We start from the raw sequence: 17,686 nt of genomic DNA on the forward strand, positions 1-17,686 counted from the left end.
AAAAACCCGCGCCGGGCCTAGCTCGCGGCGGCCAGCGCCTGCGCGATCCAGCCGTCGAACAGTTGCCGGTGAACCCGGATCCAGCCGTCGACGTGGCGCTCGATGTCGCGCTGCGAGCCGGCGCCCTGGCTCATGCGCAGGTTCTGCGCATTGATGTCGGCGATCGGCAGCTGCATGAGCTCGAACAGCTTGCCGGCGGCCGGATTCTTCTCGACGAAGGCCCGGTTCGCCACGATCTGCTCCTGGTTGGCCTGGAAGCCGTAGTTCCTGCCGTTGGCCAGCGCGGTATCGGCGTTGCCGCCCGGCGAGGACGAGAACGGCACCTGCAGCCAGACCACGTCGGTGCCCGGGCGCAGCACGGCGCTGACCCAATAGGGCGTCCAGGTGTAGTAGAGGACCGGCCGGCCCTGCTTGTAGCGGGCGATGGTGTCGGCCATCAGCGCGGCATAGCTGCCCTGCTTGTGGGTCACGCGGTCGCGCAGCTGGTAGGCCGCGAGGTGGTTCTCGATCGCCCCTTCGCAGCCCCAGCCCGGGTTGCAGCCGGTGAGGTCGGCCTTGCCGTCGCCGTCGGTGTCGAACAGCTTGGCGATCGCGGGGTCCTTCAGCTGCGCGATGTTGGTGATGTCGTACTGGTCGGCCGTCTTCTTGTCGATCAGGTAGCCCTGGACCGCGCCGTCGGCGTAGACCCCGCGGCGCCACAGCTTGGCGTCGCCGCCGCTGTTCTTGTAGAAGTCGGCGTGCAGCAGGTTCCAGTGGCTGGCCATGAAGGTGGCGTCGCCGTTGGCGATCGCCAGGTGCTCGGTGGCTGGCTCCAGGTCCTTCATCGGCTGCACGTCGTAGCCGAGCCGCTCCAGCGCCCGGGACACCAGCAGCGTCTGGAAGGCCTCTTCGGCGAGCGAGCTCTTGAGCGGCTGCACGCTGACGCCCTGGCCCGGCAGCGCGCCCGCATCGGCCCGGGGGGCAAGGCCGAGGCCCAGGACGAGCGCGAGCAGGGCCGTGGCCAGCAGCCCGTGCGCGGCGGCGGGCTCTCGCGCGCCGGGCGACGGGCGCACCAGGCGGTGCAGCAGGCGCAGCGCGAGGCCGGCCGGTCCGGTGTGCCACCAGCGGCGCCCGGCGCTGCGGCGCGAGCGGCCCATGGCCTGCGTCAGGCGGTCGAGCGAGATCGCCAGCAGCACGATGCCCAGGCCGCCGACGGTCGCCAGGCCCATGTCCAGCCGGCCGATGCCGCGCAGCACCATCTGGCCGAGGCCGCCGACCGCGATCATCGAGGCGATCACCACCATCGACAGCGACAGCATCAGCGCCTGGTTGATGCCCGCCATGATCGAGGGCATCGCCAGCGGCAGCTTGACCTTGAGCAGCATCTGCCAGGGCGATGCGCCGTAGGCGCGGGCCGCCTCGACCAGGTCGGGCCGCACCTGGCGCAGGCCCAGGTTGGTCAGGCGCACCAGCGGCGCCAGCGCGAAGATGATGGTCACGATCACGCCCGGCACGTTGCCGATGCCGAACAGCATCACCACCGGCACCAGGTAGACGAAGGCGGGCGTGGTCTGCATCGCATCGAGCACCGGGCGCATCAGGCGCTGGGCCCGGTCGCTGCTGGCCAGCAGCACGCCAAGCGGCAGGCCGAGCGCCAGGCAGAAGACCAGCGAGGTCAGCACCAGCGAGAGCGTGACCATGGCCTCGGACCAGATGCCCAGCAGCGCCACCAACAGCAGCGACACCGCGGTCCCGACGGCCAGCTTGCGGCCGGCGAACTGCCAGGCCAGCAGGCCGATCAGCGCGATCATGGCCAGCGGCGGCAGGCCGTTGAGCAGGCCCTCGACCCGGGTCAGCGTGCCGTCGATCGGCAGCCGCACGGTCTGGAAGAAGGGGCGGAAGTGCTCGACCACCCAGCCGAGCCCCTGGTTGATCCAGGACTCGACGGGCAGGGAGCCGTCCCAGAGGCGGTGCAGCTGGAAGCCGGTCGCCGCGGGGTCGGCCGAGCCGGCCAATTGCCGGGCGCTGTCGACGGGCGCGTCGAGCCAGGCGCTGGCCGACGCCGTGTCTGGGGGGGCGGACAGGGCGGCCCAGGGGTCGCCGGCCGTGGGCGGGGGCAGCGCCGTCACGGGATCGTTCAAGGTGGCCAGTTCGGAAGGCAGTGCGGTGTCGTTCATCAAGGGGTCCTTCGCAAAGTCAGTGCGCTGCGGCGGTTTCGGGCGTGCGGGCAGCCGGCCGGGTGGCCGCGGCCTCGATCGGCGGCGTGTCGCGGTCGAGGAACTTCAGCAAGGTGGTCTTGCTGATCGCGCCGCAGAAGCGGCCGTCGCCGGCCACCACCGGCACGGCGCAGGGCGCCTGCGCCACCTGGCCGAACAAACCGGCCACCGGCGCGTCGGCGGCGATCGGCGCCAGCCCGTCCACGAACGCGTGCTGCAGGCCGAGCGGGCCCGAATGGCCGTCGAGCGCCGCGCGCAGCGTGTCGGCCGAGACCGTGCCCAGGTAGCGCCGGGTCGGGCTGACGACGTAGGCGAACTCGCGGTCCTGGTCCTCGATCGTCTTCAGCGCGGCGCGGGCGCCCCGGTCGCTGTGCTCGCAGACCACGGTCAGCGACTGGCGGGCGATGTCCGCGGCCTTGAAGACCGCCGCGGCATCGACGCCGCGCACGAAGCTGCGCACGTAGTCGTCGGCCGGACTGCGCAGGATCTCGTCGGGCGTGCCGACCTGGATCACCTGGCCGTCCTTCATGATCGCGATGCGGTCGCCGATGCGCATCGCCTCGTCGAGGTCGTGCGAGATGAAGACGATGGTGCGGCGCTGCTGCTGCTGCAGCCTCAGCAACTCGGACTGCATCTCGGTGCGGATGATCGGGTCGAGCGCCGAGAATGCCTCGTCCATCAGCAGGATCGACGGATCGGCGGCCAGCGCGCGCGCCAGCCCGACGCGCTGCTGCATGCCGCCGGAGAGTTCGTCGGGGTAGCTGTCGCCCCAGCCGGCCAGGCCCACCTGGGCCAGCGCCTGGTCGGCCTGTTCGAGCCGCTGCTTCCTGCCGGCGCCGGCCAGTTCCAGCCCGAAGGCGGTGTTCTCGCGCACCGTCATGTGCGGCATCAGCGCGAAGGACTGGAACACCATGCTGATGTCCTTGCGGCGCAGCGCCCGCAGCCTGGCATCCGAATGCTGGTTGATGTCGGCGCCATCGATCACGATGCGCCCGGCGGTCGGCTCGATCAGCCGGTTGAGCAGGCGCACCAGCGTCGACTTGCCGGAGCCCGAGAGGCCCATGATGACGAAGATCTCGCCGGCCTGGATCTCGAAGGTGGCGTCGAACACGCCGATCGACTGGCCGGTGCGCGCCAGGATCTCTTTCTTGGAAAAGCCTTGGTGGACCAGGTCCAGGGCCTGTTGCGGCGCGTCGCCGAAGACCTTGAAGACGTGGTCGATCAGAATTGCTTTGGCCATGGGCCGGGCTCCTTTCGTGCAGGCCACGCCGTCGGCCGATCGGGCCGCCCGGACGCGCAGGCGGCGGTCCGGCAAGCCCCGAGGGCTGCCGACAGGCACTGAAGACGACTTGGCGACGAACCAGTGCCCGCCGGAGGCTTCATTCGCAGGGCAGCGGGCCTGGTCGAGGGGCGCCGCCTGGATGAGCGAGACGTGGCAGTGGGGCCGGAACGTTCCGGCCGATTTGCCGGGCGCGGGACCCGGCGGCGAGAACCTGCACCGCGACGGGATTCGGGATCCGCGAGTAGTGCAGGGCAATCAACATGACTTGTTGATCGTCTGAGAGGTTGGATTATAACTTTCCGGTATGACGGTTGTCAAGGCGGAGGCAGGCAAATGAGAGCCATTCTTGTTTGCGACGATACTCGGTGCAGATCCCGGTCCGCCGGGCGTACCCTCCCATCCGAACTCCGGAGCCATCCATGACGACATCCTCCAAGACCCGTGTCGAACGCGACACATTCGGCCCGATCGAAGTCCCGGCCGACCAGCTGTGGGGCGCCCAGACCCAGCGTTCGCTGCAGAACTTCGACATCTCCGGCGAACGGCAGCCGCGCGAAATCATCCGCGCCCTGGCGCAGGTCAAGCGCGCCTCGGCGGTCGTGAACCATGCGCTGGGCCTGCAGGATGAGGCAAAGACCCAGGCCATCGCGGCCGCCGCCGACGAGGTGATCGCCGACCGGCACCCGGACGAATTCCCGCTGGTGGTCTGGCAGACCGGCTCCGGCACCCAGACCAACATGAACGTCAACGAGGTGCTGGCCAACCGGGCCAGCGAGCTGCTGGGCGGCGAGCGCGGGGAAGGGCGGCGGGTGCACCCGAACGACGACGTCAACCGCAGCCAGTCGTCGAACGACGTCTTCCCGACGGCGATGCACGTGGCGGCGGTCGAGGCGATCACGCACCGGCTGCTGCCGGCGATCGCCAAGCTGCGCGGCACGCTCGACCAGAAGTCGAAGGACTTCGCCGACATCGTCAAGATCGGCCGCACCCACCTGCAGGACGCGACCCCGCTGACCTTGGGCCAGGAGTTCTCGGGCTATGCGGCCCAACTGGCCCACGGCGAGGCCCATGTGCGGGCCTCGCTGCCGCACCTGTGCGAGTTGGCGCTCGGCGGCACCGCGGTCGGCACCGGCCTCAACGCCCCCAAGGGCTATGCGGAGCAGGTGGCGGCCGAGCTCGCGAAGCTCACCGGCCTGCCGTTCGTCACGGCGCCCAACAAGTTCGAGGCCATGGCCTCGGTCGATGCGCTGGTCCATGCGCACGGGGCGCTCAAGACCCTGGCCGCCAGCCTGATGAAGATCGCCAACGACGTGCGCTGGCTGGCCAGCGGGCCGCGCAGCGGCATCGGCGAGCTGAGCATCCCGGAGAACGAGCCGGGCTCCTCGATCATGCCGGGCAAGGTCAACCCGACCCAGAGCGAGGCCGTGACGATGCTGGCGGCGCAGGTGTTCGGCAACGACGTGGCGATCAACATCGGCGGCGCCTCGGGCAACTTCGAGCTCAACGTGTTCCGCCCGATGGTGGCCCACAACTTCCTGCAGAGCGTGCGGCTGCTGGCTGACGGCATGGTGAGCTTCAACGACCATTGCGCGGTCGGCATCGAGCCGAACCGCGAGCGCATCACCGAGCTGGTCCAGCGTTCGCTGATGCTGGTGACGGCGCTCAACACCCACATCGGCTACGACAAGGCGGCCTTCATCGCCAAGAAGGCGCACAAGGAAGGCAGCAGCCTGCGCGAGGCGGCGATCGCCTCGGGGCACCTGACGGCCGAGCAGTTCGACCAGTGGGTGGTGCCGGAAAACATGACGGGGCGATAGCCCGGCCGGCGGCGCGCGTCAGTGCGCGTCGTCCGGCGCCCGGTACATCAGCTTGTCGGTGTAGGCGATCGCCATCGCCGACAGCAAGAAGGTGATGTGGATCGCGGTCTGCGCGATCAGCACCCGGTCGGTGTAGTTGTCGGCGTTGATGAAGGTCTTGAGCAGGTGGATCGAGCTGATGCCGATGATCGCGGTCGCCAGCTTGACCTTCAGCACCGAGGCGTTGACGTGGCTGAGCCATTCGGGCTGGTCGCGATGGCCCTCGAGGTTCATGCGGCTGACGAAGGTCTCGTAGCCGCCGACGATCACCATGATCAGCAGGTTGGAGATCATGACGACGTCGATCAGCGCCAGCACCACCAGCATGATCACGGTCTCGTTGAGCGTCGTGACCGGTGCCGCGGTCTTGTAGCCGATGCTCGTGATCAGCGACTCCAGCGCATCCTTGCTGCCGAATGCGGCCTCGACCAGGTGCGTCAGCTCGACCAGGAAATGCATCACGTAGACGGCCTGCGCCACGATCAGGCCGAGGTACAGCGGCAGCTGCAGCCAACGGCTGGCGAAGATCAGGTTGGGCAGCGGACGCAGCGGCGAGACCTTGCCGGTCCGGGGAAGGAGAGGATCGTCGTTTGACATCGAAAGGTTTCGGTGAACTTGCGAACAGCTGTAAAACGGCGATTCTAGGGGCGGCCCGTGACCGCGCGGTGCAATGCCCCGTGTCGTTAACATGGCCCGTCAGTCGTCCGTAAGTGCGGAATCCGACATTACGACCCGTCATCACGTTTGGTACAGGAGACAAGAATGAGCAGCGCATCGACGATCGAATCCGTCCTGGTCGAGAACCGTGTCTTTCCGCCCGACGCGCGGGCCAGCCAGGGGGCGCGCATCGCCAGCATGGCGGCCTACGACGCGCTCTGCAAGGAGGCCGCGGACGACTTCGACGGCTTCTGGGCCCGCCAGGCGAAGGCCAACGTGGCATGGACCAAGCCCTTCACCCGCACCCTCGACGAGTCGAACGCGCCCTTCTACAAGTGGTTCGAGGACGGCGAGCTCAACGCCTCGGCCAACTGCCTCGACAAGCACATCGGCACCCCGGTCGAGAACAAGACCGCCATCATCTTCGAGGCCGACGACGGCACCGTGACCCAGGTCACTTACAAGGAACTGCTGGCGCGGGTCGCGCAGTTCGCCAACGCGCTCAAGGCCGAGGGCATCCAGAAGGGCGACCGGGTCATCATCTACATGCCGATGACCATCGAAGGCGTGATCGCCATGCAGGCCTGTGCCCGCATCGGTGCCACGCACAGCGTGGTCTTCGGCGGCTTCTCGGCCAAGGCGCTGCAGGAGCGCATCATCGATGCCGGCGCGGTGGCGGTCATCACGGCCAACTACCAGCTGCGCGGCGGCAAGGAACTGCCGCTGAAGGCGATCGTCGACGACGGCATCGCGCTCGGCGGCTGCGAATCGATCCGCAGCGTGCTGGTCTACCAGCGCACCGCCACCGCCTGCAACATGGTCGCCGGACGCGACAAGACCTTCGCCGAGGCACTGAAAGGCCAGTCGGGCGAATGCCCGCCGGTGCCGGTCGGCGCCGAGCATCCGCTGTTCATCCTCTACACCTCGGGCTCGACCGGCAAGCCCAAGGGCGTGCAGCATGCCACCGGCGGCTACCTGCTGTGGGCCAAGCTGACGATGGACTGGACCTTCGACATCCGTCCCGAAGACGTCTTTTGGTGCACCGCCGACATCGGCTGGATCACCGGCCACACCTACGTCGCCTACGGCCCGCTCGCCGCCGGCGCGACCCAGGTGGTGTTCGAAGGCATCCCGACCTTCCCGCACGCCGGGCGCTTCTGGCAGATGATCGAGAAGCACAAGGTCTCGATCTTCTACACCGCGCCGACGGCGATCCGCTCGCTGATCAAGGCCGCCGACAGCGACGAGAAGGTGCACCCGAAGAACTGGGACCTGTCGTCGCTGCGCATCCTCGGCACCGTGGGCGAGCCGATCAATCCGGAGGCCTGGATGTGGTACCACCGGAACATCGGCGCCGAGAAGTGCCCGATCGTCGACACCTTCTGGCAGACCGAGACCGGCGGCCACGTCATCACGCCGCTGCCGGGCGCCACGCCGCTGGTGCCGGGCTCGTGCACGCTGCCGCTGCCCGGCATCATGGCCGCGATCGTCGACGAGACCGGCAAGGACATCCCCAACGGCGCCGGCGGCATGCTGGTCATCAAGCGGCCCTGGCCCTCGATGATCCGCACCATCTGGAACGACCCCGAGCGCTTCAAGAAGAGCTATTTCCCCGAGGAGATGGGCGGCACGATCTACCTGGCGGGCGACGGCGCGGTGCGCAGCGCCGACCGCGGCTACTTCCGCATCACGGGGCGCATCGACGACGTGCTCAACGTCTCGGGCCACCGGCTCGGCACCATGGAGATCGAGTCCGCGCTGGTCGCCAAGACCGACCTGGTGGCCGAGGCGGCCGTGGTGGGGCGGCCCGACGACGTGACGGGCGAGGCGGTCTGCGCCTTCGTGGTGCTCAAGCGCGGACGGCCGACGAGCGACGAGGAGGCGCGCAAGATCGCGACCGAGCTGCGCAATTGGGTGGCGAAGGAGATCGGTCCGATCGCGAAGCCGAAAGACATCCGCTTCGGGGAGAATCTTCCGAAGACGCGCAGCGGTAAGATCATGCGGCGCCTGCTGCGCAGCCTCGCCAAGGGCGAGGCCATCACGCAGGACACCTCGACGCTGGAGAATCCGGCCATTCTGGAACAGCTGGGCCAGGCGTACTGAGCGGGGGGGCGCTGCCAGCGGATCAACTTCAGGGAAAAACACAATGGGCTTGAGAACTGCCGTCTTGCTGATCGTGGTGCTGCTGATCGCAGCGCTGGCGGCGTTGAACTGGGGCACGATCGCAACGCCCACCCTGATCTCGATCGGCTTCATGCAGGTCACTGCGCCGCTGGGCCTGATCATGTTGGGCCTGACGGCGCTGCTCGGCATCTTCTTCGTGGCCTACGTGGTCTACCTGCAAAGCTCGATCCTGATGGAGACGCGCCGCCACACCAAGGAAATGCAGGCCCAGCGCGACCTCGCGGACAAGGCCGAGGCCTCGCGCTTCACCGAGCTGCGCAGCTTCCTCGAAACCCAGGAAAACGTTCACATGGCGCGCAATGCCGAGCGGCATGCGGCCTTGCTGGCGCGCATCGAACAGGTGGAGACGGCGGCCCGGCAGCGCGCCGACCAGTCCGAGAACACCATCGCGGCGCACATCGGGCAACTCGAGGATCGCCTGGAGCGGCGCCCGGCACCGACGCCGGCCGCGATGCCGCCGGCGGTCTGAGCCGGCGCGGGGCCCGTGGCTACTTGGTCGACAGCACCCAGGCCGCGAGCTTCTTCGCGTCGGCTTCGCTGACCTGGTTGTTGGCCGGCATCGGCACCGGACCCCAGACGCCCGCGCCGCCCTTCATGATCTTGGTCGCCAGCAGGTCGGCGGCGCCCTTGTCGTCCTTGTATTTCGCGGCCACGTCCTTGAACGAGGGGCCCAGCACCTTGCGATCGACCGCGTGGCAGCTCATGCAGTTCTTCGACGTCGCCAACGCCAGGTCGGCGAAGGCGGGCGCGGCGCAGGCCAGGCCGGCCGCAACGAACAGGAGCGCTTTTTTCATGGGTGACCGATGCGTGGGTGCGTTAAAGTTGTATCAACGCGATTGTAGGCAGGGCGGTGCACCGTCCTTGCGCGTCGTGTCCCTGACTCAACGGAGAAGTTCGCGATGTGGTTTCTGATGCTGGGCCTGCTGGGTGTGGCGCTCAAGTTCCTCGAGATCGGCCCCGTCGCCACCTGGAGCTGGTGGGTGGTGCTGATTCCCTTCGCGCTCGCGATCGCCTGGTGGGCCTGGGCCGATGCCTCGGGCTACACCAAGCGCAAGGTGGTCGAGAAGGAGAACCAGCGGCGCCAGGACCGCATCGACCGGCAGCGCAGCAACCTCGGCATGCTCACCAGCCGCTCCAACCGCAAGCGGCGCTGAGGAGACAGGCGCCTCCAACGCGCTCTTCGCCAGAAACACCGCGGAACCGGCTTTGCCGGGCCGCTGGGGTTGCCCCCGGTAGGGGGTGGGCGCCCGGACACGCAGTGCCGGGCAACCTGGGGGCGAGCTCAGTACTTGTCGAGCACCGCGCCGGAGCTCGCGCTCGAGGCATTGAAGGCGAACTTCGCCTGCACCCCTCGCGTGTAGCGCGGCGCCGGTGCCTTCCAGCCTTCGCGCCGCTTGGCGATCTCGGCTTCCGGCACGTTGAGTTCGAGCTTCAGCTCATGGGCGTCGATCGTGATCGAGTCGCCTTCGTTGACGAAGGCGATGGTGCCGCCGGCCGCCGCTTCGGGCGCCACGTGGCCGACCACCATGCCCCAGGTGCCGCCCGAGAAGCGGCCGTCGGTGATCAGGCCCACGCTTTCGCCGAGGCCGGCGCCGATCAGCGCGCCGGTCGGCGCCAGCATCTCGGGCATGCCCGGGCCGCCCTTGGGGCCCAGGTAGCGCAGCACCATCACGTCGCCGGCCTTGATCTTGCCCGCGAGGATCGCCGCCAGGGCCGACTGCTCGTCGTCGAAGACGCGCGCCGGGCCGGTGATGACCGGGTTCTTGAGGCCGGTGATCTTGGCCACCGCGCCTTCGGGCGACAGGTTGCCCTTGAGGATCGCGAGGTGGCCTTCGGCGTACATCGGGTTGCCGATCGGGCGGATCACGTCCTGGTCGGCGCGCGGCTGGTCGGGCACGTCATTCAGCACGTCGGCGATGGTCTGGCCGCTGATCGTCAGGCAGTCGCCGTGCAGCAGGCCGGCGTTGAGCAGCACCTTCATGACCTGCGGGATGCCGCCGGCCTGGTGCAGGTCGACCGCCAGGTACTTGCCGCTGGGCTTCAGGTCGCACAGCACCGGCACCTTCTTGCGCATGCGCTCGAAGTCGTCGATCGACCAGTCCACGCCGGCCGCATGGGCGATCGCCAGAAAATGCAGCACCGCATTGGTCGAGCCCCCGGTGGCCATGATGACGGCCACCGCGTTCTCGATCGCCTTCTTGGTGACGATGTCACGCGGCTTGATGTCCTTCTTGATCGCCTCGATCAGCACCTTGGCCGATTCCTTGGCCGAGTTGGCCTTCTCGTCGTGCGGGTTGGCCATGGTCGAGGAGTAGGGCAGCGAGATGCCCAGCGCCTCGAAGGCCGAGCTCATGGTGTTGGCCGTGTACATGCCGCCACAGGAGCCGGTGCCGGGGATGGCGCGCATCTCGATCTCGCGCAGGTCCTCGTCGCTGAGGTTGCCGGCGGCGTTCTGGCCGACCGCCTCGAACACGCTCACGATGTTCAGGTCCTGGCCCTTGTACCGGCCCGGCAGGATGGTGCCGCCGTAGACGTAGATTGCCGGCACGTTGGCGCGCAGCATGCCCATCAGGCCGCCGGGCATGTTCTTGTCGCAGCCGCCGACCACCAGCACGCCGTCCATCCACTGGCCGCCGACGCAGGTCTCGATGCAGTCGGAGATCACTTCGCGGCTGACCAGCGAGTACTTCATGCCCTCGGTGCCCATCGCCATGCCGTCCGAGATGGTGGGCGTGCCGAACACCTGCGCGTTGCCGCCGGCTTCCTCGATGCCTTCGATGGCGGCATCGGCCAGCTTCTGCAGGCCCGAGTTGCAGGGGGTGATGGTGCTGTGCCCGTTGGCGACGCCGACCATCGGCTTCTTGAAGTCGCCCTCCTGGTAGCCCATGGCGTAGAACATCGAGCGGTTCGGCGCCCGGCTCTTGCCTTCGACGATGTTGGCGCTGCGGCGGTTGATCTGGATCGGTTTCGTGTCCATCGGGGTTCTCGCGTTCGTGATCGGGGGACGCCAAGTATCGGACGATTGATTGATTGGTTCCAATCCTATTTCATGGGGTCATTGATATGCTCGGCATATGAAAGAAACGTTGATCGACCTGCGGGCCTGGCGCCAGTTCGTGGCGGTCGCCGAGGAGCTCCATTTCGGCCGCGCCGCGCTGCGCCTGCACATGACCCAGCCGCCCGTCACCCAGGCGATCGCGCAGCTCGAGAAGACGCTGGAGGTGCAGCTCTTCGACCGCACCCGGCGCCGGGTGGTGCTGACCGCAGCCGGCGAGGCGCTGCTGCCCGAGGTGCGCGAACTGCTGGCGCGCGCCCAGGCGCTGCCGGCGCGGGCCCGCGCGGCGGCGGCCGGCGAGGTCGGGCGGGTGCGCCTCGCCTTCGTTTCGACCATCGGCTTCGACCAGCTGCCGGGCTGGGTGCGGGCGTTCCGCGAACACAGCCCGCAGGTGGTGCTGGAACTGGTCGAGGCCACGGGCGACGTGCAGCTGCGCGACCTGGCGCGCAGCGCCATCGACGCCGGCCTGATGCTGCATTCGCCGGGCTTCGCGCCGCCGGGCCTGCACCATCTGCGGGTGGTGGTCGAGCCGATGGTGCTGGCGCTGCCCGAGCACCATCCGCTGGCGAGCGCGCCCCAACTGCCCTGGGAGGCGGTGCTGGGCGAGCCGCTGGTGATCTTTCCGCGCCGCATCGCGCCGTCGCTGCACGATGCGGTGTTCGGGCTCTACCACGCGGCGGGCCGGCTGCCGGTGGTGGCGCAGGAGGCGATCCAGATGCAGACCATCGTCAACCTGGTCTCGGCCGGTCTGGGGCTGGCCTGGGTGCCCGAAAGCGTGATGCAGTTCCGGCGCCCCGGCGTGATCTACCGGACGCCGGACCCCGCCGGCGGGCGCGGCCCGAAGCGGCCTGCCGCGCCGCTGTGCGAGACCAGCCTGGTCTGGCTGGAAGGCGATGGGCAGCCGGCGCTGGAGCGCTTCGTGGACTTCGTGCGCGCGCAGTTGGCCGGCAGCTGAAGCCGCTCAGCCTTCGGACTGGGTCTGGAGATAGTTCTGCAGCCCGACCTTGTCGATCAGCCCGAGTTGCTTCTCGAGCCAGTAGGCATGGTCTTCCTCGGTGTCGCGCAGCTGTGCCAGCAGCAGGTCGCGGCTGACATAGTCGCCGACGCTCTCGCACAGCGCCATGCCCTGCTTCAGCGCCTCGCGCACCTCGTATTCGGTGTCCAGGTCTTTCTGCAGCATCTCGGGCACGGTCTGCCCGGGCGTGAATTCCTTCGGGCGCATGTCCGGCAGGCCGCCGAGCAGCAGGATGCGGCGGATCAGCGCATCGGCGTGCTGGGTTTCCTCCTGCATCTCGTGGTCGAGGCGCGCGTAGAGCTTGACGAAGCCCTGGTCCTCGTAGATGCGCGAATGGATGAAGTACTGGTCGCGGGCGGCGAGTTCGCCGCGCACGAGCTGCTTGAAGTAGTCGATGACCTGTGGGTTTCCCTGCATGGGACTGACCTTGTTGTTCTAGGTGAAGACCCGAGTATCGCGTCGAACCGGGCCGCCGGGGAAGATGTCCCCCTTTCCGCGGTCTGCATGGGTCTGTGTCTCAGAAGCGTTCGCATCGGGGCGGCACAATCGGCCCCATGCTCATGTACCCGCAGATCAATCCCATCGCCCTGCAGCTCGGGCCGGTCGCCATCCACTGGTATGGCCTGACCTACCTGGCGGCCTTCGCGCTGTTCTACTTTCTGGGCACCCGCCGGCTCGGGCACGAGCCCTTCCGCTCGATCACCGGCCCCGGCGCCTGGACCCGCAAGGATGTCGAGGACATCCTGTTCCTCGGCGTGATGGGCGTGATCGTCGGTGGCCGGCTCGGCTACTGCCTGTTCTACAAGCCGGGCTACTACCTCACGCACCCGCTGGAGATCTTCTTCGTCTGGCAGGGCGGCATGAGCTTTCACGGCGGGCTGCTGGGCGTGATCGCCTCGATGGTGTGGTTCTCGCGTTCGCGCGCCCGGCCGTTCTGGCAGGTGATGGATTTCGTGGCGCCCTGCGTGCCCACCGGGCTGGCGGCCGGGCGGGTGGGCAACTTCATCAATGGCGAACTGTGGGGCCGCTTCAGCAACCCCGAGCTGCCCTGGGGCATGGTGTTTCCCCAGAGCGGCTCGATGCTGCCGCGCCATCCCTCTCAGGTCTACCAGTTCCTGCTCGAGGGCCTGTTGCTGTTCGTGCTGCTGTGGCTCTATGCCCGCAAGGACCGCGGCGAGCGGCGCGTGTCGGCGGTGTTCCTGATCGGCTACGGCCTGATGCGCTTCATCGCCGAGTACTTCCGCGAGCCCGACGACTTCCTCGGCCTGCTGGCGCTCAACATGAGCATGGGGCAGTGGCTGTGCGTGCCGATGATCGCCTTCGGCCTCTGGCTCTATGCCAGCGCCCGCCCGGCGCGGGTGGCCGGCGCGCTCAGGGGGTGAGGGCGGGGCGCCGGGGCCGGGTATTTCCGAGGCCCCGGGGCGTTGCGCATGGGGCTCCGCATTCACATAATTACGCGTAATTACGGAATTCGCCTATGCGCCTGGTCCAGAACTCCCTGCACGACGAAGTCGCCGCCACCCTGCGCGAAGAGATCTTCGGCGGCGTGCTGGTGCCGGGCGCCTTCATCGACGAGGCGTCGGTGTGCGAGCGCCTGCAGATCTCGCGCACGCCCTTGCGCGAGGCGCTCAAGGTGCTGACGGCCGAAGGGCTGCTGCGGCACGAGCCGCGCCGCGGCTGCTTCGTCGCCGAGGTCACGCAGCGCGACCTCGACGAGATCTTCCCGGTGATCGCGCTGCTCGAAGGCCGCTGCGCCTGGGAGGCCGCGCGCCATGCCAGCGACGACGATCTCGCCGCGCTCGAGGCGCTCCACGACCGGCTCGCCAAACACGCGCGGGCGCGCCGCATCAACGACTACTACGCGACCAATTTCGCGATCCACGAGGCGATCATCATGCTGGCCGACAACCGCTGGCTGGCGCAGGTGATCGGCGACCTGCGCAAGATCCTCAAGCTGGCGCGGCAGCAGCAACTGCATGCGCCGGGACGGCTCGAGCAGAGCCTGTCCGAACATCTCGCGGTGTTCGCCGCCCTCAAGGCGCGCGACAGCGACGGCGCCGAGGCCGCGATGCGGACCCACCTGAACCGCCAGCGCGAGGCCCTGCGGGCGGTCGCGCTGCAACAGAAAGCGAAGCTCATCTCATGAATGCCGGCGACTGGATCACCCGCGGGGTCTCCCTGCTGCGCCCGGGCCACGCGCCCGATGGCGCCAAGGCGGCCAACGATTCGACCAAGGGGAAGCGGGCCGGCGGGCCGCGCCCGCTCGGCGAGCGGCTCGAGGCGACGCTGCGCCGTCCCGGCGAGGCACTGGCGCCGCGGGCCTTGCGCAACGCGCTGGTCGAACTGCAGGCGGTGGTCGACCCGCGCATCAGCGAGGTCGAGGCCGGCCGCCGCGCCCATGCGGTGGTGCAGTGGTACGGCGAGCGCGAGCTCGACGAGCGGCGCGACATCTGGCTCTTGATGAGCGAACGCTTCGCGCCCGACGTGCACAAGCTCAGCACGGCGCGCGACCGCCACGAGGCCGCGGTCGGCACGCCGGACGAGGGCCAGGCCGAGATCGGGCTGCGGCGCGCCCTGGCGTCGCCGCGCGCGCGGCTGCTGCAGCGCTTCGCGATCGATCCCGACGGCATGCGCTTCCTGGTCGACCTGCGCGCTGAACTGCTGCCGCACCTGAAGGGCGACCGCCGGCTGCTGCCGCTCGAGGCCGAACTCGAGCACCTGTTCTCGACCTGGTTCGACATGGCCTTTCTCGACCTGCGGCGCATCAGTTGGGACTCGCCGGCCTCGCTGATCGAGAAGCTGATCCAGTACGAGGCGGTGCACGACATCAAGAGCTGGGCCGACGTCAAGAACCGGCTCGACAGCGATCGCCGCTGCTACGGCTTCTTCCATCCGCGCCTGCCCAACACGCCGCTGATCTTCGTCGAGGTGGCGCTGGTCGACGGCATCAGCGAGGGCATCGTGCCGCTGCTCGACGAGGCGGCCGCCCTGGTCCGCCCCGACAAGGCGACGACCGCGATCTTCTATTCGATCAGCAACACGCAGGCCGGGCTCAAGGGCGTGAGTTTCGGCGATTCGCTGATCAAGCGCGTGGTCGAGACGCTGCAGGACGAGCTGCCTCGGTTGAAGGTCTTCGCGACCCTGTCGCCGATCCCCGGCTTTCGCGGCTGGCTGGCGAAGCAGGCCGACGGCATCGTCGCGCGGCTGGACGAGAAGCGGGCCGCCGAACTGGGGCGCGCCGTGGGCTCGCTGCCGCCGACCGGCGAGCGTTTCCTCGCCGCGGCCGACGAGGCGCTGGCCCTCGACGCCCGCTCGCCGGTGCGACAGCTGCTGCAGCACGCGGCGGCCGAATACCTCGGACGGGCCACGGCCGATGGCAAGCCGGTCGATCCGGTGGCGCGCTTCCATCTCGGCAACGGTGCGCGGGTGGAGCGGCTCAACTGGGGCGGCGACCCGTCGCCGAAGGGCCTCAGGCAGTCCTACGGCCTGATGGTCAACTACCTCTACGATCTCAAGCGGCTCGACAAGCACCGCGCCTTGCTCGCGCAGGGCAAGGTGGCCGTCTCGGGCGGTATCGACGACTTGTTCCTCAAGGGTTGAGAGAACATTGGGGCCCTTCCAACCTGGCGCGCTGCGGGCCCCGGCGCAAGACATTCCAACGACAACAGGAGACAACCGATGACCTCAGGCATTCAACGGCGGGACGTGCTGCGCCTGGCGGCGGCGAGCGCCGCGATGGCGGCGGGCGGCGTGCGGGCCCAGTCGCACTGGCCGACCCGGCCGGTGATGATGATCGTGCCGTTCCCGGCCGGCGGCGGCACCGACGCCTTCGCGCGGCCGCTGTCGGCGCAGTTCACCAAGCTCACCGGCCAGACGCTGGTGATCGACAACCGCGGCGGCGCCGGCGGCACCGTGGGTGCCAGCATCGCGGCCAAGGCGGCGCCGGACGGCTACACGCTCTTCATGGGGGCGGTGCATCACGCGATCGCGCCGTCGATCTACCCCAAGCTCGACTACGACCTCGAAAAGGACTTCGTGCCGCTGCTGCTTTTGGCCAACGTGCCGCAGGTGGTGGTGGTGAATCCGAAGCGGATCACCGAGACCACGCTGAAGGCTTTCGTCGCCAACGCCAAGCAGAACCCGGGCAAGCTCAACTACGCCTCGGCCGGCGCCGGCACCTCGCATCACCTGGCGGGCGAGCTGTTCAAGCTGCAGACCGGCACCTTCATCACGCACATTCCCTATCGCGGCGCCGGGCCGGCGCTGCAGGACCTGATCGCCGGCAACGTCGACGTGATGTTCGACGGCCTCGGCTCGTCGGCCCAGCACATCAAGGCCGGTCGCATCAAGGCGCTGATGGTGGCCGGCAGCAAGCGCAATCCCGCCTTCCCCGACGTGCCCTGCGCCGCCGAGGTGGGCTTGCCCGACTACACCGTGACGACCTGGTACGGGCTCTGGGCGCCCAAGGGCACGACAGCGGAGGTGCAGGCCCGGATCGTCGACGACATGAAGAAGGCGCTCGCCAGCGACGAACTGAAGACGATCTGGGCCAGCAACGGCTCGGAGATCCCGAACGTCACCAACGCCGCCTATGCCGCTTTCGTGAATGCGGAGATCAAGCGCTGGGCGGCGGTGGTCAAGGCCTCGGGGGCCAAGCTGGAATGACGGCTTCCATCGGGTTGCGCGTGGAGGGGCCGCTGGCCTTCGTGACCCTGGCGAACAGCGGCCGGCTCAATGCCATGACGCGCGCCATGTGGCGCGAGCTGCGCGCGGTCTTCGGGCGTCTCGCGCAGCTGCCGGCGCTGCGCTGCGTGGTCGTGGGCGGGGAGGGCGGGGCCTTCTGCGCCGGCGGCGACATCTCCGAATATCCCTCGTTCCGCTTCGAGGTCGAGCCGCTGCGCGCCTTCCACGAGGACGAGGTCTGGGCGGCGCTGGCCGCCATGCTGGCCTGCGAGCTGCCGCTGGTCGCATGCATCGAAGGCGCCTGCATGGGCGCCGGGCTCGAGATCGCGAGCTGCTGCGACATCCGGCTGGCCGCCGCGTCGGCGAAGTTCGGCGCGCCGATCGCCAAGCTCGGCTTTCCGATGGCGCCGCGCGAGGCGGCGCTGGTGCAGGGCGCGATCGGCGACGTGCTGGCGCGCGACATGCTGCTGGCAGCCGGCGTGCACGGCGCCGAGCGCCTGCGCGAGGCGGGGTTCCTGCTGCGCGTGCTGCCCGATGCCGAACTCCAGGCCGAGGTGCTGGCCTGCGCGAATCGCATCGCCGCGCTGGCGCCTGCGGCGGCGCGCCTCAACAAGGCCACCTTCGCCGCCCTGCGCCAGGCCGGCGCCCAGGCGGGCGTCGCGCCGCTGCTGGCGACCGCCTACGATTACGCCGACAGCGCCGAGCATCGCGAAGGCATCGCCGCCTTCCTCGCCAAGCGGCCTCCCGTCTTTTGAGATC

At 68.8% G+C, this 17,686-nt stretch carries 16 protein-coding genes and 1 pseudogene; 10 read left to right on the plus strand and 7 right to left on the minus strand.

Features of this window, described 5'->3' with window-relative positions; translation table 11 throughout:
* Positions 1–17: 17 nt before the first annotated feature.
* The 3 genes and pseudogenes from proX to proV form a co-directional block, all read right to left on the minus strand.
* Positions 18–1,007 (minus strand): glycine betaine/L-proline ABC transporter substrate-binding protein ProX, encoded by a 990-nt coding sequence (proX, locus tag QTI33_RS02750; RefSeq protein ID WP_444814805.1) that lies wholly within the window; start codon positions 1,005–1,007, stop codon positions 18–20.
* A 6-nt stretch (positions 1,008–1,013) separates the two neighbouring features.
* Positions 1,014–2,156, minus strand: a pseudogene (gene proW / locus QTI33_RS02755) (glycine betaine/L-proline ABC transporter permease ProW); the annotation flags it as partial.
* A 19-nt stretch (positions 2,157–2,175) separates the two neighbouring features.
* Positions 2,176–3,435 (minus strand): glycine betaine/L-proline ABC transporter ATP-binding protein ProV, encoded by a 1,260-nt coding sequence (gene proV, locus QTI33_RS02760; RefSeq protein WP_286504218.1) that lies wholly within the window; start codon positions 3,433–3,435, stop codon positions 2,176–2,178.
* Positions 3,436–3,896: 461 nt separating this feature from the next.
* Here proV and fumC point away from each other — a divergent pair, with 461 nt between their 5' ends.
* The gene (gene fumC, locus QTI33_RS02765; RefSeq protein WP_286504219.1) at positions 3,897–5,294 is read left to right on the plus strand and encodes a class II fumarate hydratase; all 1,398 of its coding nucleotides are present in this window, start codon (positions 3,897–3,899) and stop codon (positions 5,292–5,294) included.
* Between the two features lie 18 nt (positions 5,295–5,312).
* Here the strand turns inward: fumC and QTI33_RS02770 are convergent, their stop codons facing one another.
* Positions 5,313–5,930, minus strand: a complete 618-nt coding sequence (locus QTI33_RS02770) for a YqhA family protein (protein ID WP_286504220.1) — start codon at positions 5,928–5,930, stop codon at positions 5,313–5,315.
* Between the two features lie 165 nt (positions 5,931–6,095).
* Between QTI33_RS02770 and acs the strand changes: the two genes are divergently transcribed.
* Together acs and QTI33_RS02780 are read left to right on the plus strand one after the other, a co-directional pair.
* Positions 6,096–8,093: an acetate--CoA ligase gene (gene acs, locus QTI33_RS02775; protein WP_286504221.1), complete on the plus strand. Its 1,998-nt coding sequence runs from the start codon at positions 6,096–6,098 to the stop codon at positions 8,091–8,093.
* A 43-nt stretch (positions 8,094–8,136) separates the two neighbouring features.
* Entirely contained in the window at positions 8,137–8,643 is a 507-nt protein-coding gene (locus QTI33_RS02780; RefSeq protein WP_286504222.1) for a LapA family protein, read from the plus strand.
* Positions 8,644–8,662: 19 nt separating this feature from the next.
* On the opposite strand, the gene QTI33_RS02785 is transcribed toward QTI33_RS02780, so the two are convergent.
* The gene (locus QTI33_RS02785; protein ID WP_286504223.1) at positions 8,663–8,968 is read right to left on the minus strand and encodes a c-type cytochrome; all 306 of its coding nucleotides are present in this window, start codon (positions 8,966–8,968) and stop codon (positions 8,663–8,665) included.
* Positions 8,969–9,073: 105 nt separating this feature from the next.
* Between QTI33_RS02785 and QTI33_RS02790 the strand changes: the two genes are divergently transcribed.
* Positions 9,074–9,328 carry a TIGR04438 family Trp-rich protein gene (locus QTI33_RS02790; RefSeq protein ID WP_286504224.1) on the plus strand — a complete coding sequence of 85 codons (255 nt, stop codon included), beginning with the start codon at positions 9,074–9,076 and terminating at the stop codon, positions 9,326–9,328.
* Between the two features lie 128 nt (positions 9,329–9,456).
* Here the strand turns inward: QTI33_RS02790 and ilvD are convergent, their stop codons facing one another.
* Positions 9,457–11,151: a dihydroxy-acid dehydratase gene (gene ilvD, locus QTI33_RS02795; protein ID WP_286504225.1), complete on the minus strand. Its 1,695-nt coding sequence runs from the start codon at positions 11,149–11,151 to the stop codon at positions 9,457–9,459.
* 97 nt (positions 11,152–11,248) lie between these two features.
* Between ilvD and QTI33_RS02800 the strand changes: the two genes are divergently transcribed.
* Entirely contained in the window at positions 11,249–12,184 is a 936-nt protein-coding gene (locus QTI33_RS02800; RefSeq protein WP_286504226.1) for a LysR family transcriptional regulator, read from the plus strand.
* Between the two features lie 6 nt (positions 12,185–12,190).
* On the opposite strand, the gene bfr is transcribed toward QTI33_RS02800, so the two are convergent.
* Positions 12,191–12,661: a bacterioferritin gene (bfr, locus tag QTI33_RS02805; RefSeq protein WP_286504227.1), complete on the minus strand. Its 471-nt coding sequence runs from the start codon at positions 12,659–12,661 to the stop codon at positions 12,191–12,193.
* A 137-nt stretch (positions 12,662–12,798) separates the two neighbouring features.
* Here bfr and lgt point away from each other — a divergent pair, with 137 nt between their 5' ends.
* From lgt to QTI33_RS02830, 5 genes are all read left to right on the plus strand, one after another.
* Positions 12,799–13,626 (plus strand): prolipoprotein diacylglyceryl transferase, encoded by an 828-nt coding sequence (gene lgt, locus QTI33_RS02810; protein WP_286504228.1) that lies wholly within the window; start codon positions 12,799–12,801, stop codon positions 13,624–13,626.
* Between the two features lie 95 nt (positions 13,627–13,721).
* Positions 13,722–14,390: a GntR family transcriptional regulator gene (locus QTI33_RS02815; protein WP_286504229.1), complete on the plus strand. Its 669-nt coding sequence runs from the start codon at positions 13,722–13,724 to the stop codon at positions 14,388–14,390.
* On the plus strand, positions 14,387–15,844 hold the full coding sequence (locus QTI33_RS02820) for a malonyl-CoA decarboxylase (protein WP_286504230.1): 1,458 nt from the start codon (positions 14,387–14,389) through the stop codon (positions 15,842–15,844). Before QTI33_RS02815 ends, QTI33_RS02820 begins: the two co-directional genes overlap by 4 nt.
* A gap of 78 nt (positions 15,845–15,922) precedes the next feature.
* Positions 15,923–16,909, plus strand: coding sequence for a Bug family tripartite tricarboxylate transporter substrate binding protein (locus QTI33_RS02825; protein ID WP_286504231.1), 987 nt, complete (start codon positions 15,923–15,925; stop codon positions 16,907–16,909).
* Positions 16,906–17,682 (plus strand): enoyl-CoA hydratase/isomerase family protein, encoded by a 777-nt coding sequence (locus QTI33_RS02830; protein WP_286504232.1) that lies wholly within the window; start codon positions 16,906–16,908, stop codon positions 17,680–17,682. The genes QTI33_RS02825 and QTI33_RS02830 overlap by 4 nt, the downstream gene beginning before the upstream one ends.
* Positions 17,683–17,686: the final 4 nt, after the last annotated feature.

The organism is Variovorax davisae, assembly GCF_030316845.1.
In the GTDB taxonomy this organism is placed as follows: domain Bacteria; phylum Pseudomonadota; class Gammaproteobacteria; order Burkholderiales; family Burkholderiaceae_C; genus Variovorax; species Variovorax davisae.